General features: G+C 62.1%; 18 protein-coding genes. 10 read left to right on the top strand and 8 right to left on the bottom strand.

What is annotated here, in order from left to right; translation table 11 throughout:
- Window positions 1-3: 3 nt before the first annotated feature.
- The 3 genes from dapC (at window position 4) to QP363_RS01470 (ending at window position 2,567) form a co-directional block, all read left to right on the top strand.
- Window positions 4-1,089, top strand: a complete 1,086-nt coding sequence (gene dapC / locus QP363_RS01480; protein WP_144657175.1) for a succinyldiaminopimelate transaminase — start codon at window positions 4-6, stop codon at window positions 1,087-1,089.
- A complete protein-coding gene (locus QP363_RS01475) occupies window positions 1,090-1,896 on the top strand; it encodes a pseudouridine synthase (protein ID WP_284762013.1) in 807 nt (268 codons plus the stop codon).
- Window positions 1,897-2,003: 107 nt separating this feature from the next.
- On the top strand, window positions 2,004-2,567 hold the full coding sequence (locus tag QP363_RS01470; protein ID WP_070718725.1) for a GtrA family protein: 564 nt from the start codon (window positions 2,004-2,006) through the stop codon (window positions 2,565-2,567).
- A gap of 499 nt (window positions 2,568-3,066) precedes the next feature.
- Here QP363_RS01470 and QP363_RS01465 read toward each other — a convergent pair whose 3' ends face one another.
- The 6 genes from QP363_RS01465 to QP363_RS01440 all read right to left on the bottom strand — a co-directional run bounded on the left by QP363_RS01465 (window position 3,067) and on the right by QP363_RS01440 (window position 9,049).
- Window positions 3,067-3,558, bottom strand: a complete 492-nt coding sequence (locus QP363_RS01465; RefSeq protein ID WP_284762012.1) for a transcriptional regulator — start codon at window positions 3,556-3,558, stop codon at window positions 3,067-3,069.
- Window positions 3,542-3,751 (bottom strand): helix-turn-helix transcriptional regulator, encoded by a 210-nt coding sequence (locus QP363_RS01460; protein ID WP_070443181.1) that lies wholly within the window; start codon window positions 3,749-3,751, stop codon window positions 3,542-3,544. The genes QP363_RS01465 and QP363_RS01460 overlap by 17 nt, the downstream gene beginning before the upstream one ends.
- 69 nt (window positions 3,752-3,820) lie before the next feature.
- Window positions 3,821-4,666 carry a type IV toxin-antitoxin system AbiEi family antitoxin domain-containing protein gene (locus QP363_RS01455; protein ID WP_070711783.1) on the bottom strand — a complete coding sequence of 282 codons (846 nt, stop codon included), beginning with the start codon at window positions 4,664-4,666 and terminating at the stop codon, window positions 3,821-3,823.
- A gap of 480 nt (window positions 4,667-5,146) precedes the next feature.
- The gene (locus tag QP363_RS01450; RefSeq protein ID WP_070711789.1) at window positions 5,147-6,577 is read right to left on the bottom strand and encodes an amino acid permease; all 1,431 of its coding nucleotides are present in this window, start codon (window positions 6,575-6,577) and stop codon (window positions 5,147-5,149) included.
- 123 nt (window positions 6,578-6,700) lie between these two features.
- On the bottom strand, window positions 6,701-7,672 hold the full coding sequence (gene dapD, locus QP363_RS01445; RefSeq protein ID WP_070443173.1) for a 2,3,4,5-tetrahydropyridine-2,6-dicarboxylate N-succinyltransferase: 972 nt from the start codon (window positions 7,670-7,672) through the stop codon (window positions 6,701-6,703).
- A gap of 18 nt (window positions 7,673-7,690) precedes the next feature.
- Complete coding sequence (locus QP363_RS01440; protein ID WP_284762011.1) at window positions 7,691-9,049, bottom strand: amino acid permease; 1,359 nt, start codon at window positions 9,047-9,049, stop codon at window positions 7,691-7,693.
- A 91-nt stretch (window positions 9,050-9,140) separates the two neighbouring features.
- Between QP363_RS01440 and dapE the strand changes: the two genes are divergently transcribed.
- From dapE to QP363_RS01405, 7 genes are all read left to right on the top strand, one after another.
- Window positions 9,141-10,229 carry a succinyl-diaminopimelate desuccinylase gene (dapE, locus tag QP363_RS01435; RefSeq protein ID WP_070730907.1) on the top strand — a complete coding sequence of 363 codons (1,089 nt, stop codon included), beginning with the start codon at window positions 9,141-9,143 and terminating at the stop codon, window positions 10,227-10,229.
- A gap of 7 nt (window positions 10,230-10,236) precedes the next feature.
- On the top strand, window positions 10,237-11,007 hold the full coding sequence (locus QP363_RS01430; RefSeq protein WP_070443168.1) for a TIGR00730 family Rossman fold protein: 771 nt from the start codon (window positions 10,237-10,239) through the stop codon (window positions 11,005-11,007).
- A 26-nt stretch (window positions 11,008-11,033) separates the two neighbouring features.
- Window positions 11,034-11,846, top strand: a complete 813-nt coding sequence (gene folP, locus QP363_RS01425; protein WP_168166683.1) for a dihydropteroate synthase — start codon at window positions 11,034-11,036, stop codon at window positions 11,844-11,846.
- 3 nt (window positions 11,847-11,849) lie between these two features.
- Window positions 11,850-12,587 carry a glucosyl-3-phosphoglycerate synthase gene (locus tag QP363_RS01420; protein WP_070443164.1) on the top strand — a complete coding sequence of 246 codons (738 nt, stop codon included), beginning with the start codon at window positions 11,850-11,852 and terminating at the stop codon, window positions 12,585-12,587.
- A gap of 3 nt (window positions 12,588-12,590) precedes the next feature.
- Window positions 12,591-12,887: a DivIVA domain-containing protein gene (locus tag QP363_RS01415; RefSeq protein WP_284762010.1), complete on the top strand. Its 297-nt coding sequence runs from the start codon at window positions 12,591-12,593 to the stop codon at window positions 12,885-12,887.
- Between the two features lie 131 nt (window positions 12,888-13,018).
- Window positions 13,019-13,186, top strand: a complete 168-nt coding sequence (locus QP363_RS01410) for a DUF3117 domain-containing protein (protein WP_010187237.1) — start codon at window positions 13,019-13,021, stop codon at window positions 13,184-13,186.
- 9 nt (window positions 13,187-13,195) lie between these two features.
- On the top strand, window positions 13,196-14,083 hold the full coding sequence (locus QP363_RS01405) for a methyltransferase domain-containing protein (protein WP_070443160.1): 888 nt from the start codon (window positions 13,196-13,198) through the stop codon (window positions 14,081-14,083).
- 431 nt (window positions 14,084-14,514) lie between these two features.
- Here the strand turns inward: QP363_RS01405 and QP363_RS01400 are convergent, their stop codons facing one another.
- On the bottom strand, window positions 14,515-15,972 hold the full coding sequence (locus tag QP363_RS01400; RefSeq protein WP_284762009.1) for a GH32 C-terminal domain-containing protein: 1,458 nt from the start codon (window positions 15,970-15,972) through the stop codon (window positions 14,515-14,517).
- An 11-nt stretch (window positions 15,973-15,983) separates the two neighbouring features.
- On the bottom strand, window positions 15,984-17,138 hold the full coding sequence (gene glgA, locus QP363_RS01395) for a glycogen synthase (protein ID WP_284762008.1): 1,155 nt from the start codon (window positions 17,136-17,138) through the stop codon (window positions 15,984-15,986).
- Window positions 17,139-17,228 lie beyond the last annotated feature (90 nt).

Genomic DNA, 17,228 nt, shown 5'->3' with positions numbered 1-17,228 from the left:
AACATGAGCCGCACGCCGCTTGGACACACACTCCCGGATTTTCCGTGGAACTCGCTCGCCGGTGCCAAGGAGAAGGCCCAGGCGCACCCAGACGGGATCGTTGACCTATCAGTTGGCAACCCCGTTGATCCGGTCGCCCCTGGCGTGCAGTTAGCACTGTCCGCAGCGGCCGAGGCTCCCGGTTACCCACAGACCCAGGGCACCCCGGAGCTGCGGGAGGCCATCGCGAAGGCGCTGCAGCGCCGCTACAACATGAATGTGGACGCGGTGCTGCCGGTCATCGGCACCAAGGAGGCCATCGCCTGGCTGCCCACTTTGCTGGGCATGCGTGGTGAGACCGTAGCTTTCCCGACGGTGGCCTATCCCACCTATGAAGTCGGTGCGCTCTTGGCCGGTGCTAAGCCCCTGCGTGCGGACGATGACTTCGAAGACGCCTCGCTGGTGTTCATCAACTCGCCGTCGAACCCGACGGGCAAGGTGTTGGGCGTCGAGAAGCTGCGTGAGATCGTCGTTTGGGCGCGCGAGAACAATGCCATCGTGGCCTCAGATGAGTGCTACATGGGCTTGGGCTGGGATGATGAGAACCCGCCGGTGTCCATCCTGGATCCGCGCGTGACCGATGGGGACAATACGGGGCTTATCGCCATGCATTCGCTGTCCAAGAGCGCGAACATGGCGTCCTACCGCGCGGGCTTCTTCGCGGGCGATGCCAAGCTCATCGCGGAGCTATTGGAGCTGCGCAAGCACGCAGGGCTCATCGTGCCGGGCCCCATTCAGGCGGCCATGGTTGCCGCGCTTGACGACGACCCCTCCGAAGCCCTCCAGCGCCAGCGCTACGCCGCGCGCCGTGTAGAACTCATGCGCGCACTGACCGGCGCGGGCTTTAGAATCGAGCACTCCGAGGCTGGGCTCTACCTGTGGGCAACCCGTGGTGAGAACTGCCGCGAGACCGTTGACTGGCTGGCCGAGCGCGGCATCCTCGTGGCACCGGGTGATTTCTACGGCCCAGCGGGCGAGCAGTACGTACGCATCGGCCTGAACGGCACCGATGAGCGGATTGCCGCAGCCGTCGCGCGCTTGGCTGAGTAAGTGGTCTTTCGCCCGCCGGCGCGGGAGGGGATTAGCCCGCGCAAGGTGATGCTCACCGGCATCGTGCCCGCCACTCCTACCTATTGGGCAGGTGAGGCGGGCGATTCCGCGTTTTCGCCTGGTGCCCGCTTAGAACCTGGCACTGTGCTTCCCGGTCCAACGCTGGCGTGGTATCACCCTCCGGCGCCTGCCGAAGAACCTATTCCCTTTGACTATCGCGTGGTGTATGAGGATGGGGACCTGATAGTCGTCGACAAGCCGCACTTTTTGCCTACGACGTCGAATGGGCGCATCGTGCGCGAGACCCTCCAGACCCGCCTGCGCGTGGACTATGGGGAGGACTCTATTGTGCCGCTGCACCGGCTGGACCGATTGACATCGGGGTTGGTGCTGTGTTCGCGTAATTCGCGCACGCGCGCTGCGTACCAGCAGCTTTTTCAGGAGCGGGCGGTGGTGAAGCATTATCGAGCTCGGGTGGCCGCGCCCTTCTCCTTCGACGGCACGGTGCGGCTGGGCATGCGGCGGGTGCGGGGCGAGCGCCAGGTCCGCGTGGATCCTTCCGGCACGCCTACAGTGACTCGGGTGCGCGTTCGAGGAAAGGTGGCCGATGTCTGGCCGCTGACCGGGCACACCCACCAGATTCGCGTGGTGCTCAATCACCTGGGCCATCCGCTCGTGGGGGATGATACCTATCCGGTGGATCGCGGGTTGTCCCTCTATGACTTTTCAACGCCGCTGCAGCTTTCCCACATTGCGATGAGCTTTAAGGACCCGCTTTCGGGCGAGAAGCGTGAGTTTAAGCTGTGAGATTGGGCGCTATTGCGGCGCGCATTTTAGTTTGCGCTGAGCGACGGACTAAACTTGTACGAAGTTTTATTCATCATAATTGAGCATTTTGTACGAAGGGCGTGTCCATGGCGGATCTGAGCTTTGCTCGCTTTGCCTCGAATCTCGGCCAGTTCATCAAGTTTGGTCTGGTCGGCGGCTCGGGCACGTTGGTCAACATTGCGACCTCGATTGTGGCTGCGAAATGCGGTTTGGCCTGGTTTGGCGCTACGCCGCATGACGCGATGTTCAATCTCTTCGGCACACAGTTCCACGTGCGTTGGTTCATGTTCTTTTCCACGATTGCCTTCCTCGTGGCGAATACCTGGAATTACCAGCTCAACCGCATGTGGACGTTCAAGTCCGTCAACAAGGTGTCCTGGCTACGTGGCTTTTTCCCGTTCCTCATCACGGGTATCGGCGCCTACCTGGTCACGCTCGCGGTGCAGTACCTGCTGATGAATCCGACCTCGCCGCTGCAGTTGCCGCCGCATATTTTCGATGACTCGACGGGCTTCCGCACGATGTACTACTGGGCCAATGCCATTTCTATCGTGGTAGCCATGCCCATCAATTTCATCTTCAATAAGCTGTGGACCTTCCGTTCGAAGCCCAAGGCACCGGTCGTGGTCCACGAGACCGCGCCGGCTTAATATCGGCCCTTCGCCCCGCCCTTCCGCCCTGCCTGCCCTTCCGCCAACCCGCTTGCCCTTCCGCAGTGCACCTGCCCCGCGCCTGCCCTTCGCGCTCACCAGCGTTGGCCGCCGGGGACTTTTACATGCTGCGGTGAGCGGGAAGGGGGGCGTCGGCAAGCAATGCTCCCTTCGCGCTCACCGGGAACCTGGCGTGGAGGCGTGCCATCGCGCTGGTGAGCGCTTAGGGATGGAAGCTGGAGGCCCGCCCTTCGCGCTCACCGGCGTCTAAAAGAATCGCTAGTTCCCGCACACGGTGAGCGTGAAGGGAGATGGCAGCGGAACCGGTGCCAGCGGCGCAGCAGGTACTAATGTTTCGGCAGGTGGGAGGATCATAGCTGCGGGTTAGTGCGGTAGTCGCCTGATTCTCCCTTTGCGCTCACCAGCGCCTGTAAAAACGAGAACCCGCCGTCCGCGGTGAGCGCGAAGGGCGGGAAGGGGATAGGCCGCGCAGTGCGGTCTAATCGTCGAGCTCGGCGTCGAGGCGGGCTTGGTCTCGACGGTGTTGATAGCGGCGGATGAAGGGTGCGAGGATGAGGACGGTGATAGCGCCAACTGCGGCGCCGGCTAGATAAGCGGAGGGAATGTGGCCGTCAGCTGGTGCATAGGCGTTGAATGCGGTACCCGCGATCATCGCGATTATCGGTATGAAGTAAATCGCCATCGCGGACCAATTACGGCCGACAAGCGGAGCGGCAACGCGTTTGCGCAGCCACGTAGTTCCGATGGTATTTCCTAAGACAGAAGGCACGATGACGAGGAAGCTCAGCATGCTCATCTGACCGGGGAGGACCCAGGCAAGGATGGCGGCGACAACGAACTCGAGGAACTGTGCAGGCGGCGCAGAGATGGCGTAGGCCTTGTAGAAAGTCTCGCGCTCGAATTCGTCGCGGGAAGCGCGGTCGATCTCGCGGAGCGTGTAGTTGGCAATGGCGTTAATCATGTTGTTCATCTCCAAAGACTTCTTCGACGGTTTTTCCTAGTTCGCGGCAGATGTCTAGCGCTAGGTAGACAGAGGGCGAGTAGTTGCCGCGTTCGATATTGGCGATAGTTTGGCGGGATACGCCGGCTCGTTCGGCGAGTTCGGCTTGGGACATCTCGAGCCAGCGCCGCCATTTGCGGACCATATTGTGATGCTCGGCCATGTGGCTTCCTTTACAGTATGTCGTGCTTGCGTGACCAAGTGTAAAGAATGCTTGTCATAAATTCAAGAGTTACATACACAAGTGCCATGTCCAATAGGGTTGCGTCACCACAGCCGGCAACGTCGGATTCCGTCCTTTGAGCTGCTCAAGCATGGTTTTGATGAGTAGAACGGCGTCGTCGAGGTGGTAGCGGATATCGTCAGCAGTAAAGCGCAAAACCGTATACCCATGAGCTACTGCTGCGTTCTGTTTCGAGCGATCTGCCTGAAACGCACGACTATGTTTGTGGTGCTCCCAGCCGTCGACCTCCACGATGAGTTTGCCAATCTTCAGGTCAAAGCGGTAGCCCGCAATGAGCGCGTTGTGCTCAGGAAAGATTCCGTCTGCGCTAAGGCCTCGACTGAGCTGGCGCTCCGGCACGCTGTCCGTACCGATGGGCGTGCGGCGTATCGTCTCTTTCAAACGCCGAGGGACCCGACGCATTCTCCGCCGGTCATTGTCCAAACGCTCAGGGCCAGTCTTGCCGCGATAATATTCTTCCAGCAGTTGTCTGCAGTTAGCGGCCATACGACGAGCTGCCCACAGCACCTGAACAACAGGCAGGCCATTCACCTTTGCAGTAGCCGCCAGGCGTGAATGTGTCACCCGAAAATTCTTGCCCTGGAGCGTGCGCGGACCTTCGGCTTCCAGTGGAAAGGTCAGCTTCCTCCCCAAGTGAATCTCCTGCGCGGTCTTGCCCGTGAAATGTATTCGACTGAGCCCGTGCGCCAGAGCCCGCGCCACAGCTAGCGGCGACCACTCGTCGCTATAAATCCCACGGTGCACGCGAAAGAGCGTCCCCGCGCGAAGCTTCCGCCTGATTGCCTCCTTGCTCAAGCCTTGCGCGCGAAGCTCCGCGGTCGTCCATGCCTTCATGACGCTCAAGGTATGCAGTGCTTAACGACGTGTCGACGGTCAATTTCCCGCCTGTGGATAACTCAGCCCCGAGACGCTGATTTCGGCGGTAAAGGTTGTTGTGTCCGCAATTTAGGTAGTTTTACTTCCCTTAAAACCTCTTCGCGCTCACAGGCAGCCTTGGACAGGCTGCCCGATCGATGTCGGTGAGCGCGAAGGATCGGGAGGGGCATTGGATATGACGGCTTCGGGGCCGCGTACCCTTCGCGCTCACGAGGAGGCCTCGGCCGCTGTGCTAGCCATCGCCGGTGAGCGCGAAGGGGTGGAGCTGCGGTGTGAAGACGCGTGCTGAAGGGATTATTCACGCGCTATACCCTTTGCGGCCACGGGGAGCGGGAAAGCAGCGCGACGTCGTGCGCCGGTGAGCGCGAACGGAAGGAGGGGCCCGGTAGTGAGGCGCAGCGCGAGGGGGAGAGGGGCGGCGCGAAGGGTGTGGGCCGGCTAGCGGGCCTCGAGCTCCTCGGCCGTAGGTAGGGGCAGGCGAGACGTCGGGGCAATCCCGCGGGCCTTGGCGTTGATGACACCTGCAACTGCGAGTACCGCGAACATGGTGGCGGCGGAGAAGAGTTGGATGCGGGCTGAGGCGTCGCTAAGCATGAGCACCGCGATGGCTGCGAAGAGAGCTAACGCGAACCACGTGAGGTAGGGGTAGGCCCACATTCGCACCGGCAGTGGGTGGATGGCCTCGAGCTGGGGGCGCAGGCGCAACTGGCTCACCGCGATGAACACCCACACGATAAGCAGCGAGGCTCCAGCGGCATTGAGCATGAAGGACAGCAGCCACCCGGTATCCGCATAGTTCAGGACGACCATCACCGCGGAAAGAATGACGGACAGCGCGATGGCCGCAGTCGGGACGCCGCGGCGGTCGGTGGCGGCGAAGAGCTTGGGCGCCTCACCGCGGGAGGCCAGCGAGTGCATCATGCGCGAAGAAGCGTAAATCTGCGCGTTGAAAGCGGAAAGCAGTGCGAGAACGATGACTACTTCCATGATGGCTGCCGCGCCTGGGATTCCCGCGCGGTCCAAGACCATGGTGAACGGCGACTCGGCGGCCGACTGCGCGGAGCCGAGCGAGGAATAGGGCAGGAGGAAGGTGATGACGAGGACAGAGCCCAGGTAGAACACCGAAATGCGGGTAATTGTAGTGCGCACGGCGTTGACGAGGGATTTCTCGGGATCCTCGGATTCCGCCGCGGCGATGGCGACGACCTCGATGCCACCGAAGGCGAAAGCTACGGCGAGCAGACCAGCGGCCACACCACCGAAACCGTTGGGCATGAAGCCATCGGTAAGGAAAACAGACGTGCCGATGAAGGTATGGCCGGGAAGCAGTCCGAAAATCAATAGTGCGCCGATAATGAGGAAAGCAATGATGACGGCAACCTTAATGAAGGCGAACCAGTACTCGAACTCGCCGAACAAGCGCACGCGCAAAAGATTGATGGTGCCGAAGAGTGCCACGCAGATGGCCGCGGGGATCCAGGGCGGGCAGTTAAACCACGCGCCGATGAATCCGGCGGCGCCGGTGATTTCCGCGCCAAGGACAGCGACGGTGGCGAGCCAGTAAATCCAGCCCTGCGTAAAGCCTGCCCAGCGGCCGATGCCGTGCTCCGCGTATTCGGAAAAGGAGCCGGATGCGGGGATGACCGTGCCCATCTCACCGAGCATCTGCATGACTAGGATGGCAAGGAAACCAGCGATGAGGTAGGCCAAAAGGACCGCGGGGCCAGCGGCAGAAATGCCTACACCGGTGCCTAAGAAAAGGCCAGCGCCAATGGTGGAGCCCAGCCCCATCATGGTCAGGTGGCGGACCTTCAAGCCGCTGCCGAGTGAGCGAGAGGAGGAATCGTTTTGAGCAGTCACCTTTAGCATTCTAGGCCGCGGCTGTCGGCGGTAGGGCATCGAGGGGTGCCCGTGGCGCAGGGACGTGGGCGAGGGAATGAATCTGGGATCACGAAAGGCCCCCGCAGAAACGGGGGCCTCAAGCAGCAGCGCTTAGTTCTTGTGCAGGTCCTCGTTGAGAGCCACAGCCTCAGACTTCCAATCGACGGCCTCGACGGCGCCGGTCACGGAGTTGCGGCGCAGCAGCACGCCGGAAACACCAGAGAGCTTGGAACCCTTGATGGTGTCGCCCTCAGACAGGCCTAGGGCCGCCGCGATCTTGCCAAAGACGGCAATCTTGGTGCCGGCGGTGACGTAGAGGCCGGCTTCGACGACGGCGTCGTCGCCAAGCGAAATGCCCACGCCGGAGTTCGCGCCGAGCAGGCAGCGCTCACCGATGGAGATGACCTCCTTGCCGCCACCGGACAGGGTGCCCATGATGGAGGCGCCGCCGCCGATATCGGAGCCATCGCCCACGACGACGCCTGCGGAAATACGGCCCTCGACCATGGAGGCGCCCAGGGTGCCGGCGTTGAAGTTGACGAAGCCCTCGTGCATCACGGTCGTGCCCTCAGCAAGGTGGGCACCTAGGCGAACGCGGTCTGCGTCACCAATGCGCACGCCGGAGGGGACAACGTAGTCCACCATGCGCGGGAACTTATCGACGGAGTAGACGACGACCGGGCCGCGGGAAGCGAGGCGGCCGCGGACCATCTGGAAATCGGCAACCGCGCAGGGGCCGTAGTTGGTCCACACGACGTTGGCCAGCTTGCCGAAGATCCCGTCTACGTTCAGGCCGTGAGGCTTGACTGCGCGGTGGGAGAGCAGGTGCAGGCGCAGGTAAGCGTCGTAGGTGTCGGCGGGAGCCTCGTCCAGATCCTTGATGGAGGTCTCCACCGCGATGCGGGCAACGCCGCGCTCCTCGTCGGGGCCAACCAGGTCAGCGAACTGCTGCGGAACCTCCTCCAAGCGCTCGGTGCCGCTGGCTTCTACAGAGATATCGGTGTGAACTGCGGGGAACCAGACGTCCAGGACGGTGCCGTCGTGGGTAATGGTTGCCAGGCCGCGTGCGGATGCTGAAGTCATAGGCTCACACCCTAGCAGTTACGCGTCCGCCGCGCGCCTTGAGTTACCCGGAAGTAGGTGGAATATCACAACCAGGGCCACGGTCAGGATGAGGACGGCGAGGACTTGGTTGCGGGCGGAGGGATCGAAAAGCATGAGAATTGTAAGACCCACCAGCGCCAGGGCGGTGATCCATGGCAGCCACGGGAAGCCCGGAACACGCAGCGTGGTGAGCTCTCCATTGGCTTTCATCTGAGGGTGCAGCTTGATGTAGGAAGCCACGATGAAGCACCAGATGATCAGCAAGCAACCGCCCACCGCGTTGAAGAGGAAGGCCAGAAGTCCCGGCGGGTTCCAGTACTGCAGAGCTACCGATGCAAAGGCGAAGACGATGGAGAGCACCACCGCATAAATGGGGGAGCCGGAGGCGTTGGTCTTCAAAAAGACGTGGTGCGCGCTGTGGTCCTTAGCCATGTCATAGACCAAGCGGGAGGTGGCGTAGATCTGCGCGTTGAAGGCGGAGAGTAGCGCCAGGGCAATGATCGCCTCCATGAATCCCGCGGCGAAGGGGATTTTCGCGGCCGCAAGGACCAACGTGAAGGGCGAGTCCGCGGCCACATCGGCGTCCTGGATAGAGCTGAAAGGCAAGGCCATGGTGATGACCAGGATGGAGCCGATGTAGAAGACCATGATGCGCACGATGATGGCGCGCACGGCAGTGGCCACGTTGTGTGCGGGGTCTTCGGACTCAGCTGCGGCAATGGTGACCAGTTCGATGCCACCGAATGCGAAAGCCACGGCGAGCAGGCCGGCAGCAAAGCCGGGGCCGCCATTGGGGAGGAAGTTCTCCGTAAAGTTGTGGCCCGCCACCGAGAGATCCATACCCGGCAGGATGCCCAGTGCCATGAGCACGCCGATGCCGAGGAAGGCCACGATGGTGGCAACCTTGATGATGGCGAACCAGAACTCGAATTCGCCGAAGCCGCCCACGGCGGCAAAGTTGACGATGGCGAAGAGAATTACGGCCACCAATGCTGGAATCCAGGGGTCTACCCCGAACCAGTTGGCGACGATTGCCGCGGCACCAGTAATCTCTGCGCCCATCACCATGACCAGCATGAACCAGTAAATCCAGCCCAGCGTGAACCGCGCCCACGGCCCGAAAGCCTGGCCCGCATAAGTGGAGAAAGCACCCAACGAAGGGCGGGCGGCGGCCATCTCACCGAGCATCCACATCACCAAGGCGATGAGCACACCAGCCACCGCATAGGAAATAAGGACGGAAGTGCCGGAGACCTGGATGCCCAAGCCGACGCCCAGGAAGAGGCCCGCGCCCACCGCGGAGCCGAGCCCCATCATGGTGAGGTGGCGGGTTTTGAGTTGAGTGGCCGCAGCCATAGGGAAATCACCTTCAACGCTGTTGATTGTTTGCAACGGGAAGTACTTTACGCAATGCACTAAGCAACCGGGGGCGCTAGCATGGCGGGTTGTGACTTTAAATCTCTTCTCCGATCCCATTGAGCTGACCAAGGCCTTGGTGGATATCCCCAGCCCTTCACACCACGAGCAAGCGATCGCCGATGCGGTCGAAGAAGCTCTGCGTGGTCTGGACCAGAGCAAAGTAGAGGTGGAACGCTACGGTAACACCGTCTGTGCCCGGACGAATCGGGGCTTTAAAAGCCGCGTGGTCCTCGCCGGCCACATCGATACCGTGCCCTTAGCCGATAACGTGCCCCACACCATGTTGGAGGATGGCAGCATCATGTATGGCTGCGGCACCGTTGACATGAAGTCCGGCATGGCTGTCTACCTCAACGCTTTTGCGCAGCTGTACAATTCCGATGAGCTCAAGCACGATCTCACGGTTATTGCCTATGAGGGCGAGGAGGTCGCCACCGAATTCAACGGTCTGGGCCACCTGCAAAAGGATCACCCGGAGTGGCTGCAGGGAGACCTAGCGCTGCTGGGTGAGCCTTCCGGCGGCATGATCGAAGCCGGCTGCCAGGGCACCATCCGCGTGCGCGTGACCGCCCACGGCACCCGCGCGCACTCAGCCCGCGCCTGGCTCGGCTCCAATGCCGCGCACACCTTGGCACCGGTGATGCTCAACGTGGCCAACTACCAGCCCCGCGACGTTGAGATTGACGGCTGCACCTACAAGGAAGGCCTCAACATCGTCCACCTCGAATCGGGTGTGGCCACCAATACCATCCCGGATGAGGCCTGGATGTTCGTCAACTTCCGTTTCGCCCCCGACCGCAGCTCCGAGGAGGCGCTGGCGCACCTGATGGAGGTCCTCGGCGAGCACGAGAACATCACCGTGGAGGTCGATGACATCGCGGGTGCGGCCTTGCCCGGTTTGGGCCAGCCGGCGGCACGCGCGCTTGTCGACGCCGTCGGCGGCAACGTCCGCGCCAAGTATGGTTGGACCGATGTGGCCCGTTTCTCCGAGATGGGGACCCCAGCCGTCAATTTCGGCGCCGGGGATCCGGGCTTTGCCCACAAGAAGGACGAGCAAGTGCCCGTCGTTCAGATCACCGAAGTCTCGACCGCACTCTTGAATTACCTGAAGGGATAAGACCACTATGACGCCTGAGCAACTGCGCACTCTGCGCGGACCTCTTCTCGTGCGCACTGCTGGAGAGCAGTCCTCCACCTTTGACCAGCGCCTGCTGCAGTCCGGTGCGGATCATGAGTGGCAGCACGCCGATCCCTGGCGCGTCCTGCGCATTCAGGGCGAGTTCGTGGACGGCTTTGACGCGCTGGCCAAGCTGCCCAAGGCCGTGACCGTCTTCGGCTCTGCGCGCACCCCGGAGGATGATCCGAATTACCAGCTGGGAGTGGCTTTGGGCCGCCGCCTAGTAGAGGCCAAGTACGCCGTTATCACCGGCGGTGGCCCCGGCATCATGGAGGCGGCCAACCGCGGCGCGCATGAGGCCGGCGGGCTGTCTGTGGGCTTGGGCATCGAGCTGCCGCACGAACAGGGCCTGAACCCCTACGTGGATCTGGGTCTTAACTTCCGCTACTTCTTCGCCCGCAAGACCATGTTCCTCAAGTACTCCCAGGCCTTCATCTGCCTACCGGGTGGCATGGGCACCATGGATGAATTCTTCGAGGTCATGTGTATGGTCCAAACCGGCAAGGTGACCAACTATCCCATCGTGCTCATGGGCACCGAATATTGGTCCGGTCTGGTGGAGTGGATGAAGAAAACCTTGGCCGAGGGCGGGTTCATCAACCCTGAAGACCTCGATCTCTTCTTGATCACCGACGATATCGACGAAGCCGTCGCCCACATCTTGGCCGCGCACAAGGTGATGTCGGACAAGCGCTTGCGGGAGCAAGAAAAGAAGTGACCCAAGCGCACAACCTCGCGCGGGTCATGGCGATTGTGAACCGCACACCCGACTCCTTCTACGACAAGGGCGCCACCTTCGAGCTCGACCCCGCCATCCAGCGCGCTGAGCAGGCGCTTGACGACGGCGCCTCCATCATCGACATCGGCGGAGTCAAGGCCGGCCCGGGTGAGCACGTCGACGCGGCCGAGGAGATCGAGCGCGTCGTGCCCACCATCGCGGAGCTGCACTGCCGCCGCCCGGAGGCGCTGATTTCCGTGGATACGTGGCGCGCTGAGGTAGCAGAAGCGGCTATCGCCGCCGGTGCTGGTCTGGTCAACGACACGTGGGCCGGCTGGGACCCTGAGCTCATCGAGGTGGCTGGCCACCACAAGGTGGGCTACGTGTGCTCGCACACCGGTGGCGTGACCCCACGCACCCGCCCGCATCGTGTGCACTTCGACGATGTGGTCGCCGATGTCATCACCGAGACCACGCGGCTAGCTGAGCGCGCCGCCGACCTCGGCTGTCCGGAGGAGTTGACGTTCATCGACCCCACACACGACTTTGGCAAAAACACATTCCACGGTTTGGAGTTGTTGCGGCGCATAGAGGAGATCGTGGCAACGGGCTGGCCGGTGCTCATGGCCTTGTCGAACAAGGACTTTGTGGGTGAGACCCTCGACCGCGCCGTGGACCAGCGCGTCGCGGGCACACTGGCGGCAACGGCGTGGTCGGCGGCACGGGGCGTCGCGGCATTCCGGGTCCATGAGGTGGCCCCGACACTCGATGTCATTCGGATGACCGCCGCCATCCAGGGCCAGATGGCGCCCTTGGCGACGACCCGGGGGCTAGCCTAAGCCATGTCTGTCAGCGTTTCCGTAGTTATCCCTGCGCTTAATGAGGAGCGCACCGTCGCCCACGTGGTGCGCGCCTGCCTGGCCGACGATCCGTTAGAGGTCATCGTCGTCGACGCCGACTCCACCGATGGGACCGCGGCACAGGCAGCCGCGGCTGGGGCTCGGGTGTGCAATTGGCGCGACGTGGTGGAGGAGCCGCCGCAGCCTGGCAAGGGCGAGTCCTTGTGGCGCGGGGTGGCCGCGGCCCGGGGCGAGGTCGTCGTCTTCATCGATGCGGATTTAGAATCCGCCGCCCCCGGCATGGTGACCGCGCTAAGTGAGCCTTTTGTGGACCCCCACGTGCAGCTGGTCAAGGCGCGCTATACACGCAGCCTGAACGGTCAGCCCACAGGTGGCGGGCGGGTCACGGAGCTGAGCGCCAAGCCGCTTCTGCGCATGTTTTTCCCAGAGCTCGCGCACATTGATCAGCCTTTGGGCGGGGAGTATGCGATTCGCCGCGATGCGGCTGTGGGGTTGCCTTTCGTCGCGGGCTATGGGGTGGAAGCGGGGTTACTGATAGACGTCGCCAAGCGCCACGGCCCCCACGCCATCGCCGAAGTGGACCTGGGCACTCGCGCCCACCGCAACCGCCCGCTCCATGAGCTATCCCCGATGGCCGATGTAGTTTCGCGCACCATCCTCTCCCGCGCGGGCGTGGTCGGGCCCGTTGCCCAACGACCGCCGCTGCTGGGTAAGATTTAGCGCATGTTGTCCTGGATGCTGCTGATCGTTGTCCTCATCGCTCTCGTGATCATTGGCACGTGGGCGTGGGGAAGCCTGGTGGGGCGGGGACCTGTTATGGAGGCCCCCGACAAGGCTGTGGACACCGACTATGAAAATCTGCGTGCCCTCGACGAGGGGCGTTTCGACGACCTGCGTTTCGACGTGGTCGCGCGCGGCTACCGTCAGGACCAGGTGGATGCCCTCCTAGCTGCGGTGGAGCGCCGTTTAAAGGCAGCGCCGGCGACAGCGTCTGACGCTTCTGCCGAGTCTTCGGCTTAACCCTTTGACTCGTCCTTGGACGAGGCCTTGAGGGAGCTTGCGGGGAAGCCTGTGGGAACGAGCCTGCCGCCGTCGGCTGAAAAAGGGCTAGACTAGAGGGACGTACAAAACTCAGTCGAAGGAGACTCAATATGGCAGCGATGAAGCCCCGTACCACTGGTGGAGAGATGGAAGCGGTAGAGGAGTCCCGCAAGATTGTCATGCGCATTCCTTCTGACGGGGGTGGGCGCATTGTGATTGAGCTCAGCAAAGAAGAAGCAGCGGAGCTGGGTTCACTCCTCGTAGCAGTTTCTAGCTAGTCTAGGAGCATGCTTTCACATATCGTCGATATTCTGGCCGATCCCGCCGATGGCAGCGCCCTGCAGGGTGCGGATGATTTTTCCCGCCTCGTGTCGGAGACCGGCCATTCCTATGATGTGGCCAAGCAGGGCTACGTCACGCTGGCAGCTGGTGCCGGTTTGAAGCACCAAGGCGATGATGCCGCGATGGTCAACGCCCGCGAAACCTACCTGGCCATGGGACACTTTGCTCCCTTCGTGGAGGCAGTCACCGGTGCGGTGCAGGATTCTCTGGAGACCCAGGATGCGGCTGAACATGCGGCTGGCCTGAATGCGGACACCGCCCCTGCGCTCCTTGAGGTCGGCGCGGGTACGGGTTACTACCTCGCACACACCCTTGATTCGATTGAGGGCGCACGCGGCGTTGGCCTGGATATCTCTACGCACGCGGCTAAGCACTTGGCCAAGTCGCATGAGCGAGTTGGCGCCGTGGTTGCGGATGTATGGGAGCGCCTTCCGCTAAAGGATGATTCGATTCACGCCATCTCGGTGGTCTTCGCCCCGCGCAATCCGGCGGAGTTCCAGCGTGTCCTTGCACCGGGCGGGGAGGTCATCGTGCTGACTCCACAGACGGGCCATCTGGACGAGCTGCGGGAGCCTCTGGGCATCCTCGGCGTGGAAGAAGGCAAGGTGGAACGCCTTTACGCGCAGGCGGAAGGTTTCTTGGAGCAGGCGGCCGACCCGGTCGATATTTCCTTCCCCATCGTCTTGGATAAGGCCTCCATCGCCGCACAGGTTGGTATGAGCCCGTCGGCGCGCCACATCAGTCCGGAAGAGCTGGCAGAGCGCATGGCCTCCTTGCCGCAGTCGCTGACCGTGACGGCTCACGCTCGCCTGGATCGCCTGCGCTCGGCCTAATTGCTGACGCTCCTTTTAGGGCCTTCCTTCGCTGCGTCTCTTCGAAACCACCCTTCGCGCTCACTGGGAGTGGGCGCGGTGGTTGTTTGATGTCCACGGTGAGCGCGAAGGGGGGCTTGCAGCTGCCCAGTCCGCCGTGGTCTCCCTTCGCGCTCACCGGGGATGAGCGTGGAGGAAGTTTATGGTCCGCGGTGAGCGCGAAGGGCGGGGTGAGGCCCGGCCTGGCTCGTTGTGGCTCTGATGTTGCGTGGTCTTGTCGGCGCTCGAAGGCATCTGCATAGACCTCCGCCTCAATCTCCTTTCGCGCTCACCGGCAGCGCCCGCGGTGGTTGTTTGAGAACCCCGGTGAGCGCGAAGGGTAGGGGGCGCATTAAAAAGAGGACCGAGACAACTCGGTCCTCCTCCTATATGCCGTCTCGCAGTCGATGCGATTAGGAACGCTTGGTACCCTTGCGGCTCCAGGACTGTTCAATGACAGCTTTGCCATTGGTGCTGACTTCGATGGCGGAGCAACCACCATCGAAGTAGACACGGGAGCTCATGGCCACCAAACCGCCGTCGACGAAGACCTCAACGCTGGCACCATCCTGAATGACGGTGAGGGTATCCGAATCCCCCTCAGCCAGCGGCGCTACCGCAGGAGCGGAGTCCTTGAAGTAGTTATCGAAGGCCTTGGACATGGAGCGGTCCAGGCTGATTTCTTCACCAGTATGGCGAATGACCGCAGCGGTATCGCCAGAGCCGTCCTTCAGCGTCACGGTCACGCTCGAACCCGTAGGTACTTCGAGGACGCCCGTCCAAGACTGTGCGTAATCCGAAAGCTTTACAGCATCCGGCAGCCCCTCCGCCGGGGTTTGGAACAGCACGCCGCCCTGCAGCGTCACCGCGCGCGGCAGGGACAAGCTATTAGCCCAGCCCTCAGCCTCCCACGTGGGGTGCTTGGTGGCATCATCGCCGCGGCCGTTGCCGTTGAGCAGACCGAGGATGACTGCGCGGTCGTAGCGGCAATCCTGCGGAATTGTTCCGGTCGTGGTGTTGGTGTTGCGCGGACGGGAGAAATCATGGCCAAAGTCCACGCGCTGGAAGCCCTTCGCCACGGTGAACACAGTGCCATCAAGGCGGCCCACGATATATCCGGAGACATCGCGGCCCTCGCGTTCCAAGGTCACGAAGAGAACGTCGTAAATTTCCCTATCCACCTCGTCGCGCAGGCGTACCAGACGCGGTGAAACCACCGGCGGGATGGGAGAGGTGGCCGGAACTTCGTCCTCCTTAAAGCCAGGATCACCATCGAAGCTCAAGGGCCCGAGGAGCGTCCAGGATTCGCCATTGGGGCTGTCCAGGATTACCGGTACTGGTGCGTCGGAATGCCCGGTCAGCGCCAGCATAAGCCAGCCATCGTGTCCCTCTTCGCGGTCTTCCTTAGCCCAGTCCGGGACCACGGAGGGCGAGCGGAAGCGGTCATAATTGGTGTGGGCGCCTACGGCTTCCCCGAAGCGGACAACGTCTGGGTCGAGCGCCGAAGGGTCATCTGACACGATGCATTCATCGGCGTAGTCGGTGTAGCGCGCCAAGCGCACGCTAGTGCCGACCGAGGTCACCGACGTGAAGTACAGGTTGAGAGCGTCCTTTCCTTCCGCCACGGATCCTGCACGCAGCGATAGCTCGCCGCCAACGGTGGCGAGGACGTCGTCGCACTCCAGCCACTCGAAGGCCGTTTCCTCAGAGGTGGAATGGCCCCAGCGCGCAGGCTGGCCGGCATCAGGACGGTACTGGTGGAACAAGTGCCAGGTATGACCGTCCCGAACGATTCCTGCGGGGGCGTCGAGGATCCCGCTATCGGGAACGAAGTGAAGTTCTGGGCGATGGTGCGTTTCTTTATGCGTCACGGCAGTCCTTCCTACATTAACGAGCGGTAAATGTCCACGGTCTGCTGCGCGATGGTAGCCCACGAGAAGTCCTCGATGGCGCGCTGGCGGCCGGCGGAACCGAATCGTAATGCCAGCTCTTTATCGGCGGCGACACGGTTCACAGCGGCAGCCAGATCAGCTTCAAAGGTGGCTTCGTCATTTACGTCATAGTTGACCAGAACGCCGGTTTCGCCGTCCACGACGACCTCAGGGATGCCACCCACATTGGAGGCCACAACCGCGGTGCCACAGGCCATTGCCTCAAGGTTGACAATCCCCAGCGGCTCATAAATAGAGGGGCACACGAAAACGTCCGCACCGGAGTAGACCTGCTTGATCTGCTCGCGCGAGAGCATGTCCTTGACCCAGTACAGGCCGTCACGTTGCGCGCTCAGTTCCTCCACGAGGGCTTCGGTCTCTGCCGCAATCTCCGGTGTGTCCGGCGCGCCAGCACACAGCACAAGCTGAATGTCTGCATCAAAGCTCTGGGCAGCCTTGAGCAGGTGCTTGACGCCTTTCTGCCGAGTAATCCGGCCCACGAAGGCAACGATGGGACGCTGCTTGTCGACGCCCAGCTCATCCAGCACCGTGGATTCACCCGGCTGCCAGACCTGAGTATCAATGCCGTTAAGGACTACATGGACCTTGTCGGCGTCGATGCGGGGGTAGGCATCCAAGATGGAATCTTTCATCCCGGCCGACACGGCGATGACGGCATCGGCATATTCCATAGCGTTCTTCTCGGACCACGAGGAGATCTCATAGCCACCACCGAGTTGCTCGCGCTTCCATGGGCGGTGCGGTTCGAGCGAGTGCGCGGTGACCACGTGGGGGATGCCGTATAGGCGGCCGGCAAGGTGGCCACCTAGACCGGTGTACCAGGTATGGGAGTGAGCCACATCGATATCAGAAGCGGCATTGGCCATACGCAGACCCGTGGAAAGCGTCTGCACGGCGGCATTGGCCTCCTTCAACGCAGGATCAATGCCATGTACAAAGACGTCCTTCTCATCGCGTTCAGAACCCATGCAGTGCACAGAGACATCAATAATCTCGCGCATGAAGCGCGTGAGCTCTGCGACGTGGACGCCCGCTCCGCCATAAATCTCTGGCGGATACTCCTTAGAAAATATTCCGGCTCTCATACTCGCCAGAATACGGATTATCCACAGCTCGCGCTAAACCTTGATGGACAGGTCGGTGCGGTGGTTCGTCGGAAAGCAGCGGGCGGGGTG

It is taken from the genome of Corynebacterium sp. UMB6689, assembly GCF_030215295.1.
GTDB classification, from domain to species: domain Bacteria; phylum Actinomycetota; class Actinomycetes; order Mycobacteriales; family Mycobacteriaceae; genus Corynebacterium; species Corynebacterium aurimucosum.
Note: the sequence above shows the minus strand (reverse complement) of the source record. Positions and strands in the feature narration are given on the sequence as shown.